The 8985-nt window shown below is 68.8% G+C and carries 7 protein-coding genes; 3 read left to right on the top strand and 4 right to left on the bottom strand.

The window, feature by feature from the left end:
- The 3 genes from KBI5_RS15295 to KBI5_RS15285 form a co-directional block, all read left to right on the top strand.
- Window positions 1–2667 (top strand): ATP-binding protein (locus tag KBI5_RS15295; RefSeq protein WP_116289933.1); only part of this gene is annotated, 2667 nt, incomplete at its 5' end.
- Window positions 2668–2803: 136 nt separating this feature from the next.
- Window positions 2804–3442, top strand: coding sequence for a response regulator (locus tag KBI5_RS15290; RefSeq protein ID WP_085015612.1), 639 nt, complete (start codon window positions 2804–2806; stop codon window positions 3440–3442).
- A 186-nt stretch (window positions 3443–3628) separates the two neighbouring features.
- Window positions 3629–6376, top strand: a complete 2748-nt coding sequence (locus KBI5_RS15285; protein ID WP_085015611.1) for a serine/threonine-protein kinase — start codon at window positions 3629–3631, stop codon at window positions 6374–6376.
- 131 nt (window positions 6377–6507) lie between these two features.
- Here KBI5_RS15285 and KBI5_RS15280 read toward each other — a convergent pair whose 3' ends face one another.
- From KBI5_RS15280 to KBI5_RS15270, 4 genes are all read right to left on the bottom strand, one after another.
- A complete protein-coding gene (locus KBI5_RS15280; protein ID WP_011438416.1) occupies window positions 6508–7200 on the bottom strand; it encodes an alpha-ketoglutarate-dependent dioxygenase AlkB in 693 nt (230 codons plus the stop codon).
- Window positions 7201–7402: 202 nt separating this feature from the next.
- Entirely contained in the window at window positions 7403–7684 is a 282-nt protein-coding gene (locus KBI5_RS15275; RefSeq protein WP_011438415.1) for a metal-sensitive transcriptional regulator, read from the bottom strand.
- Between the two features lie 391 nt (window positions 7685–8075).
- Entirely contained in the window at window positions 8076–8219 is a 144-nt protein-coding gene (locus tag KBI5_RS27030) for a hypothetical protein (RefSeq protein ID WP_023840989.1), read from the bottom strand.
- A 277-nt stretch (window positions 8220–8496) separates the two neighbouring features.
- Window positions 8497–8793, bottom strand: a complete 297-nt coding sequence (locus KBI5_RS15270; protein WP_023840988.1) for a hypothetical protein — start codon at window positions 8791–8793, stop codon at window positions 8497–8499.
- Window positions 8794–8985: the final 192 nt, after the last annotated feature.

Raw genomic sequence — 8985 nt, 5'->3', positions numbered from 1 at the left:
ACCACGGCGGTGGCCCGCGGCGACCTGAGCCAGAAGATCACCGTGACCGCGCAGGGTGAGATCGCCGAGCTGAAGGACACCGTCAACACGATGGTCGACCAGCTCTCCTCGTTCGCAGCGGAGATCACCCGGGTGGGCCGGGAGGTTGGCGTCGAGGGCAAGCTCGGCGGTCAGGCCACCGTAGCCGGAGTCGCCGGAACGTGGAAGGACCTCACCGACAACGTCAACCAGCTGGCGTCCACGCTGACCATCCAGCTGCGGGCGATCGGCGACGTCTCCACCGCGGTGACCCGCGGTGACCTGACCSGGTCCATCTCGGTGGAGGCCGAGGGCGAGGTCGCCGAGCTCAAGGACAACATCAACCAGATGATCGCGCGACTGCGCGAGACCACCGAGGTCAACGCCCAGCAGGACTGRCTGAAGTCCAACCTGGCCCGGATCGGCAGCAAGATGCAGGGCCAGCGCGATCTCTACGCGGTCTGYCAGATGATCATCAGTGAGATGACGCCAGCGGTCAACGCCCAGCAGGGCACGGTCTACCTGCTCGACTTCATCGAGGGTGACAAGCTGCGCTACGTCGCCGGCTACGGCTCGGTGCCCCGGCGCCGCTCGGACGGCACCTTCCTGTTCGGCGAGGGACTCATCGGGCAGGCGGCCCTGGAACGCGACCGTATCCGAGTCGAGCACGTACCAGCCGGCTACCTCAACATCCGCAGCGGACTCGGTGAGGCGCCGCCGTGCGACCTGGTCGTCGTGCCGGTCGTGTTCGAGAACCAGGTGCTCGGCGTCATCGAGCTGGCCTCGTTCTCGCCGTTCTCCGAGCTGCACCTCACCCTGGTCGACCAGCTCGTCGACACCATCGGGGTGGTGCTGAACACGATCATGGCGAACGCGCGGACGGAGGAGCTGCTGGCCCAGTCCCAGCGGCTCACCCAGGAGCTGCGTTCGCAGTCGGTCGAGCTGCAGCGGACGAATAACGAGCTTGAGGAGAAGGCGGCGCTGCTCGAGGAGAAGAACCACGAGATCGAGCTGGCCCGCATCGGGTTGGAGGAGAAGGCCGAGCAGCTGGCGCTGTCGTCGCAGTACAAGTCGGAGTTCCTGGCGAACATGAGCCACGAGCTGCGCACGCCGCTCAACAGTCTGCTCATCCTCGCCAAGCTGCTGGCCGACAACCCGGACCGTAACCTCTCCCGCAAGCAGATCGACTTCGCCGAGACGATCCACTCCGCCGGTTCCGAGCTGCTCGAATTGATCAACGACATCCTGGACCTGTCGAAGGTCGAGGCCGGCAAGATGAACGTCGATGCGACCACCGTGCGCACGGCGGCGCTCTGCGACGCGGTCGCCGGGGTCTTCGGCCCCGTGGCGGAGGAGAAGGGCCTGTCATTCCAGGTCAACCTCGCTCCCGACGTGCCGGCCGAGTTCGTCACCGACGAGCAGCGCCTCCAGCAGGTGCTGAAGAACCTCCTGTCGAACGCGGTGAAATTCACCGACACCGGCACCGTCCGGCTGGACGTCACCGTCGCCCGGCCGGATCTGCCCTTCCTCTCGCCGAGCCTGTGTTCCGCGGGCACGGTGTTGTCGTTCGCGGTCACCGACACCGGAATCGGGGTCGCCGTCGAGAAGCTTCGGATGATCTTCGAGGCGTTCCAACAGGCGGACGGCACGACGTCGCGTCGCTACGGTGGCACCGGGCTCGGCCTGTCGATCAGCAAGGAGATCGCCCGCCTGCTGGGCGGGGCCATCGCGGTCTCCAGCGTGGTCGGCCGTGGGAGCACCTTCACCCTTTACCTGCCGTCGGCCCCGCCGGCGCAGACGCCGCCCTTTGGGGTCACGCCGGGCGAGCCAGACAACGTTCTCATGATCGTCGATCCGTCGGGTCAGTACCTCGGGCGGCGGTCGGGTGAGGGAGTGGACGCGGAACCGGGTGGCGGACCCGCGCCGTCCGCCGGCCGCGATGCCGGGCCCGCGAACGGATGGCAGAACCCCGACGCCGACCGGTTCGGCACGGCGGCACTCGCGCCCTCGTCCCCGTCTTCGTCTTCGTCCCTGTCCCCGACCCGTTCCGGGCCCGGCGCGGGGGGAACCGCCGGGCACGGGGACGCGGGTGGGATCGGCGGCGCCCACTGGTCCGCCGCGGCCAGCGGACCGGCGGAGGGCTCGGCGGCCTTCACGTCGGGCTGGCGGCCGAGCGAGCCCGTCACGGTGGGGACTCCGTTCCTCACCGAGTCCACCGAGTCCACCGAGTCCGCCAGCCGCCCGCTGACCGAGGGATCGGAAGGATCCGATCCCCTGGTCGGCACCACGGTGCTGGTCGTCGACGACGACGTCCGCAACGTCTTCGCGCTCACCAGCGCGCTGGAGATGTACGGAATGCGGGTCCTCTACGCCGACAACGGTCATGATGCGATCCGTATGCTGCAGCAGGACACCCCGCCCGTGCACCTCGTGCTGATGGATGTGATGTTGCCGGGCATGGACGGCAACGAAACGACCTCGATGATCCGTGACATGCCGGCGTTCGCGGACCTGCCGATCCTGGTGCTGACCGCCAAGGCCATGCCGGGAGATCGGGAGAAGAGCATCACCGCCGGAGCCACCGACTACATCACCAAGCCCGTGGATCTGGAGCACCTCCTCGGGGTGATGCGGTCGTATCTGTATTGATCAGATCGCGTATGGTGCGCATTCGGGTGGCTATCGGTGGGGTGGTGAGATGCCGCCGGGAGCGATCAGTGATCATGTAGGGGTGGCGACGCCCACCACGGGTCGGCAGGGCRATCGCGAAGGAGGAGGCAGGCGGGTGACCGAGCGGACCGGCGGTTCCGTCGACGGCGAAGGTGGGCCGAGCACGGAAYGGCCCCGCAGCAAGATCCTGCTGGTCGACGATCGAGCGGACAATCTGATGGCCCTGGAGGCGATTCTCGCCTCGCTGGATCAGGATCTCGTCACGGCGTCGTCGGGTGAGGAAGCTCTCAAGCGTCTTCTGGTGGACGACTTCGCGGTGATCCTGCTGGACGTCCAGATGCCGGGGATGGACGGTTTCGAGACAGCGCACCGGATCAAGCAGCGGGGGCGTACCCGAGACACTCCGATCATCTTTCTGACGGCGATCGACCGCGAGCCGCATCACGCGTTCCGCGGCTACGCTGTCGGCGCGGTCGACTACATCGCGAAGCCTTTCGACCCCTGGTTGCTCCGGGCCAAGGTCAGCGTCTTCGTCGAGCTGTTCGAGAAGAACGAGCGGCTGGCCGAACTGGTCCACCAGCGTGTTCGCGACTTTGATCTGATGACGGAGATCGCGGAGCGGCTGATCGCGTTGGACGTCCTGCTGGAGGGCAGCAGCCGCAGCTCCGCCGAGGAGACCCTGGCTGCGGCCGGGGCCGAGGTCCGCGGACTCGTCACCCGGTTGCAGCCCTTCGCCCGGCCGACGAACGCCTGATCGTCCACGCCCGTCGGCGGGCATCCGGCCTCCCGCCAACATTAGGCGGGATGGCGTGGGTGTGGGTGCTCGACCACCACAAGGGGGCGCCCGGCCCATGGCTCGCGCCGATAACATGAATTTGTCGACCAGATCCGCCGCCGTGCCGRCACGGCCGGTTTGTGCAGTCGTAGGAGGTTTCGTCGTATGGCGATATCCCGGCGCAACCTCCCTGGGCTCACCGGGACTGATCTCCAGACTATCGGTCCGTATACAGTTGAACGGAAGCTGGTCGACGCCAGGACAGGACCAGTGTTTCTTGCACGTAACGGCGAGGCGCGTCCGGTCCTCGTCAAGACGATTACTGCGCCCTTCGGGCGGGACGCAGAGTTCCGTCGGCGCCTGCGCGTCGACCTCGACAACATCCGCCGGTTGGCGCCGTCCTGCCTCGCCGCCATCCTCGACCTCGACACGGGCGCTCGCCCCCCATACGTCGTCGCGGAGTTCATCGACGCTCCGACTCTCGCCGCAACCGTCGCCGGCGGCGCAGCGTTGTCCGGACCAGACACCTACCGGCTCGCCGTCGGRCTGGCGACGGCTCTGGCCGCACTGCACGAATTGGAAATTTTCCTCGGCGACCTGAAGCCTATCAATGTGGTTCTTTCCGGGCAGGGAGTGCGGCTGGTTGACTTCGGGCTCTTCCGAGCGATGAATGCGGTAAGCATCAATAATCCGGGCGGACCGCCGTCCGGTATCGGAACACTTGCGTTCATAACGCCCGAACAGGCTCTCGGGCAGACCGCCACCGTCGCATCGGATGTCTTTACCTGGGGCGGCATGCTGTTGTTCGCCGCGACCGGCCGGCCGCCATTCGGTGCCGGAACGCCCCGGGTCCTGCTGCAGCGGGCCGTCTACGCGGAACCCGACCTGTCCGTGTTCTGCCCGGAGCTGCGAGAGCTGGTCGCGGCGGCGATGCGCAAGGACCCGAAGCGCCGGCCGGCCGCGGCCGAACTGCTCGAACAGCTGATGGCCTATCCGACACGAAGCGAGGCGGAGCCGGCGGTCGAACCCACCCGGCGTCTCGCCCTGCCGGCGGGTGCCATCGAGACGCTGGTGCCGGTRCAGACGAGGCGGACGGTCGAGTCCGAGACGAAACCGGAGGTCGTAGGCACGAGCGACCTCGCCGCTCCTGCCATCGGTGCCATCCACGGCCTCGAGATCGTGCTCGAAACCGTGACCGTGCTCGGGACCGGGCCGGCCGCGGAGATCACGGCCGTCCCGCCGGCCGCGGAGATCACGGCCGTCCCGCCGGCCGCCGCGGTCGCCCTCGGCGCCGTCCGTACCGGAGCAGAACCGCGGATGCGTCCGTCGTCTCCCGGTCCGTCGTCTCCCGGTCCGTCGTCTCCCGCTCCGTCGTCTCCCGCTCCGTCGGCCGCTCTGGCCGGTGTGCCCGCCCCACTGCCCACCGCGGCCGMGAGAGCGCGCGCAAGCTACGTCCAGGAGGGCACCGGGAATGTCTCCGCCTTGTCATCACCATCGTCACCGCGGGATCACCTGGACCGCGGGTGGCTTCGACGCGTGCTCTCGATCGGCGTGGCGGTCTCGGTGCTCGTCCTCTCGACCGTTGTGATCGTCGATACGCTGCGGGAGCGCAGCGCGGCGRCCACGTCGCGTGAGGCGGCCCGTGGCGCGATGCGCCTTCTCGACCGGGAACCGGATCTCGCCGGCCAACTCGCCGTCTCGGCCTACCGCATGGCTCCGACCTCGGCTGCGGCGGAGGCGCTGGTCAATGCGAGCATCCGGCAGATCGGGCCGGCGACGGGAGCGATCCGCGATCTGCTGATCACCCCGGATGGTCGATATCTGATCATCGTCGGTGACTTCGGCGGGTCGGTGTGGAACATCATCGGCCCTGGCCGGGTGCGCTACATCACCGACCTGCCCGCGGTGGCCGCGGCCATGGGAGATCGCAGCCCCCTCGCGGCCGGGGTCGCCCCGGCGGCCGCGGTGAAGGGCCTGCTCGCCGTCGCGCTGATACCCGCATCCGGTCCGGCCACGGGTGTGCGGGCGTCCACGATCATGGTGACGGCGGGGACGGACGGGGTGATCCGGTTATGGCGGCTGGCCCAGCCCGGGTCCACGGACGACGGTGACCTTCAGTCGGCGATCAACACCGGTCAACGGGTGAGTCTGCTCGCCGAGTTGCGGGGACACACGGGTGCGGTGGCGAGCGTCGCGGTGAGCGGGGATGGTCGAACCCTGGCCTCGGCGGGCGCCGATCGCGTCGTCCGTCTCTGGGACATCGGCCATCCGCAGAATCCTCGCGCCCTCGCCGAGCTGCCCCAGCCGGCGGAGGTCACCAGCCTCGCCTTCACCCCCGACGGCGACTCGCTCGCGGTCGGGGGGGTAGGCCATCTCTCCGTCTGGGATGTGACCGCTGCCGGGCAACCGCGCCGCCGGGCCCAGCTGACCGCCCCCGCCACTGTCCGCAAGCTCCTCGTCAGCCCGGACGGCCGGTGGCTCGCCGTGGCGAGTACCTCCGACGGCGGCTCGCTGACGGAGATCTATGGGCTGGACAGCCCCCGGGGACTGCACCGCCTCACCGCCATCGCGAGCCGGCCAGGCCAGGCCGGTTCGATCGCGCTCTCCGCCGACGGGCGGGTCCTCGCTGTCAGTACCCCGGCCGGTCAGGTAACGCTCTGGGACATGCGCTCACCATCCCGGCCGGTGCAGCGGGCCACCCTGCCGGTCGGCACCGCGCCGACGGCGACGGTCTTCGGACCTCTGGGACATGAGGGCGTCCTCGCAGTCGTAGCCGGTGACGCCGTCCGTCTCTGGCAGCTCGACCTGCTCGCGGCCGAGGACGAGATCTGTGCCAGGGCCGAGGGCCGCATCAATCGGGAGCAGTGGCGGACCTACCTCGGTCACCGGCACTACGACCCGCCCTGTGACTGACCCGCCCGGTGACCGGCCCGCCCGGTGACCGGCCGGGTTGGTCGCGTTCCTCGTGATGTCCGGCCTGCTGCTGGTGGTGGTGYCGCGGGTGCGGGCAGGTGAGGATGCCTCGGGGAGCCGGCAGGCGGCGGCTATCGCGAGAAGTGGCGCGCGGCGCCGTAACCGGGGCCCTGTTCCGGGCGGCCCGTCCGGGACGTCCATCGCCACTGGACCGAGATGCGTCCGGCGACGTGCTCCGGGACCCTGGGCACCGCGTGCAGCCAGTCGGCTTGGGCCCGACCTCCCAGCACGATCAGATCACCGCCGGCCGGGGAGAGGTCGCGAGCGCCGGATGCCTCCGGGTCGTTGAGGATCCGTCGGCCGGGCGGCAGGTGGCGAGACTTGATCAGGAACGGTCGCCGGGCACCGAGGGTGAGGATGGCGATCACCGTGTCGTCGAGCCAGCGCATCTCGCGGTCCCGGTGGAAGGCGACGCCGTCGGCTCCGTCCCGGTACAGCGACAGGCCAAAGCCGTCGAACTCCACGCCGTAGGTCCGCCGCAGGGTCCGGTAGGCGTCGAGCAGGGCGGGAAAGGCGACCGGCCGACCCCGCGGGATCCAGGCGCTCATCCGTGGTTCGGTGACGTGGCGTTCGTAACGCCACATGGTTCCCTGTCGCCAGGGGATCTCGGCATGCAGGGTCTCGTACAGCTGGTCGGCCTCGCGTAGCCATCCGCGCGTGACGTCGACCCAGGACCGGTCGTCCAGCCAGATCCGTTGCACCGACGCGGTGCGGTCGACCGCACCGTTGGCGGGCACCGCGGTGCCGTCGGTCTCGCTCGTCACCCGGCCGACRCTACCCGGCCGACGCCATCCGGCAGGCCCCGGTCCGGGGCCGTCCGGCGTAACCTGCGAGATCCAGGAGGCATATTCCGTGAAGGTGAACAGGCGAGGATGACCTGCGCAGCACCCGACCCGGGGACCTCGACGAACCTCGAAAGCGATGTCCGTCGTCTCACCGCAACCGCCTTCACCGCAACCGCCGTGGTCAGGACCGAACGAGCCGCGCGATCGCGGCCGACGCCTCCCGGATCTTCTCGTCGGCCACCGGACCGCCTTCGGCGGCGGCGTGCGTCACGCAGTGCGTCAGATGGTCCTCGAGGAGCCCGAGGGCGACCGACTGTAACGCCCGGGTCGTCGCCGAGACCTGGGTGAGGATGTCGATGCAGTACTTGTCCTCGGCAATCATGCGCTGTAGCCCCCGGACCTGGCCTTCGATGCGGCGAAGCCGAGCGGTGTAATCGTCCTTGGTGTTGGTGTAGCCGTGCATCCATCGCGCCTTCCCGTCCAGGTACCCCCCTACGGTACCTGGGCCGGAGCCGGTCGTCGGATTGGGATTCGGTGAGATACCGGCGCCAACCGCCGACTGGAATTCGAACCGAGGCTCCTCCCGGCGGTGACACGTCCCACAATCATCACCGTGAGTGAGAATTCTCCGCCCGTGCGGTATCAGCGGCGCGGGTCCTCCAGGACAGGCTCGGGTTGCCMGTTCACGTCCTGCCCAACTGCGCGGACGCCGCCCCGCTGGCTGGGTACCCGGCACGGATCGTTCCTGGCAAACCGCACCCGGCGCCCCATAATTGCGCCAGGAAAGTGCCGAGTGGTGCACTTTCTCGCCCTGGTGGCGGGGGCTGGTGGTGACGAGTGGGTTCGCCGCCGGATCAGCGGTCGACGTGGTGCGGTGGAAGATCGGCGAGGAGTCGTTCGATGTCCGGGTCCTCTTCCTCGGACAATGACTCGTCACCCCAACCGATCTCGCGTTCGTCGTCGAACAGCTTGTCGTCGTGCGGCTCTGTGGCCCCCATGATCTTCCCCTCGTGTGGCGCAGGTTGTTCGCAACGGAGGTCCCGGCGCGGGATACGGCCTGGTGCCGCGGTCTGGTGTCGCGATCCCGACAGTGCTTCGGGTGAATCGTTTGCAGGATTGGATGCGGGATTGGACTCCGGCCGGGTACGGGTTAGGGCCGGCCGTTGTTCGGCGGGCTGCCCGGAGTGTGCTTATTACTTCCCGATGGCCGCCGGCATGCTACCGAGCGGGCGGCCACCCGGCCACCCGGCCGCTTGGCCGCCCGCTCGCCGCCGGTCAATCTACGCCGCCGCTGCCGTCTCCGGTGGGTGCCGCCGCTAGGGCGTGCCCGATTATCTCGACGACCAGGCGCAGGGTCGCCCGGCTTCCCGCCAGGAAGGCATCCGTCTCCCGCTGGGACCAGGCAGAAGCGAGTATCCCGGGCTCCGGTACCCGGGCGGCCAGGAGCGCCCGTATCGACGCCCGGTAGCGGCTCACCGTGATCGGCGGATCGCCGACCGGATCTTCGTCGTAGTCCTCGTCCCGGTCTAACAGCGCCCGGACCTCATCCAGGCGGCGCGGGGTGGGGGGCATGGTTTCCTCCTCCATCTATTTGCTACTCAGCAAATTAGACCCTAGCGAGGTTCTTGAGGAAGAGCAAAGTGGTTACGATGTTCCGCGTGGACGACGGTGAGCAGTTGGTCGGCATCGGGGACATCGCGTTCCAACTCAAGATCACTCGCCAGGCGGTGGACTACTGGACACGCAAGGACTCCCGGTTTCCGG

Origin of the sequence: Frankia sp. KB5, assembly GCF_002099325.1 — a bacterium.
Classification (GTDB): Bacteria; Actinomycetota; Actinomycetes; order Frankiales; family Frankiaceae; genus Frankia; species Frankia casuarinae.
Note: the sequence above shows the minus strand (reverse complement) of the source record. Positions and strands in the feature narration are given on the sequence as shown.

Bases quoted from the DNA above. Each gene is read 5' to 3' on its own strand.
- KBI5_RS15275 (WP_011438415.1), bottom strand. From the start codon at position 7,684: ATGCACGGCTACACCAACACCAAGGACGATTACACCGCTCGGCTTCGC.
- KBI5_RS27030 (WP_023840989.1), bottom strand. From the start codon at position 8,219: ATGGGGGCCACAGAGCCGCACGACGACAAGCTGTTCGACGACGAACGC.
- KBI5_RS15270 (WP_023840988.1), bottom strand. From the start codon at position 8,793: ATGCCCCCCACCCCGCGCCGCCTGGATGAGGTCCGGGCGCTGTTAGAC.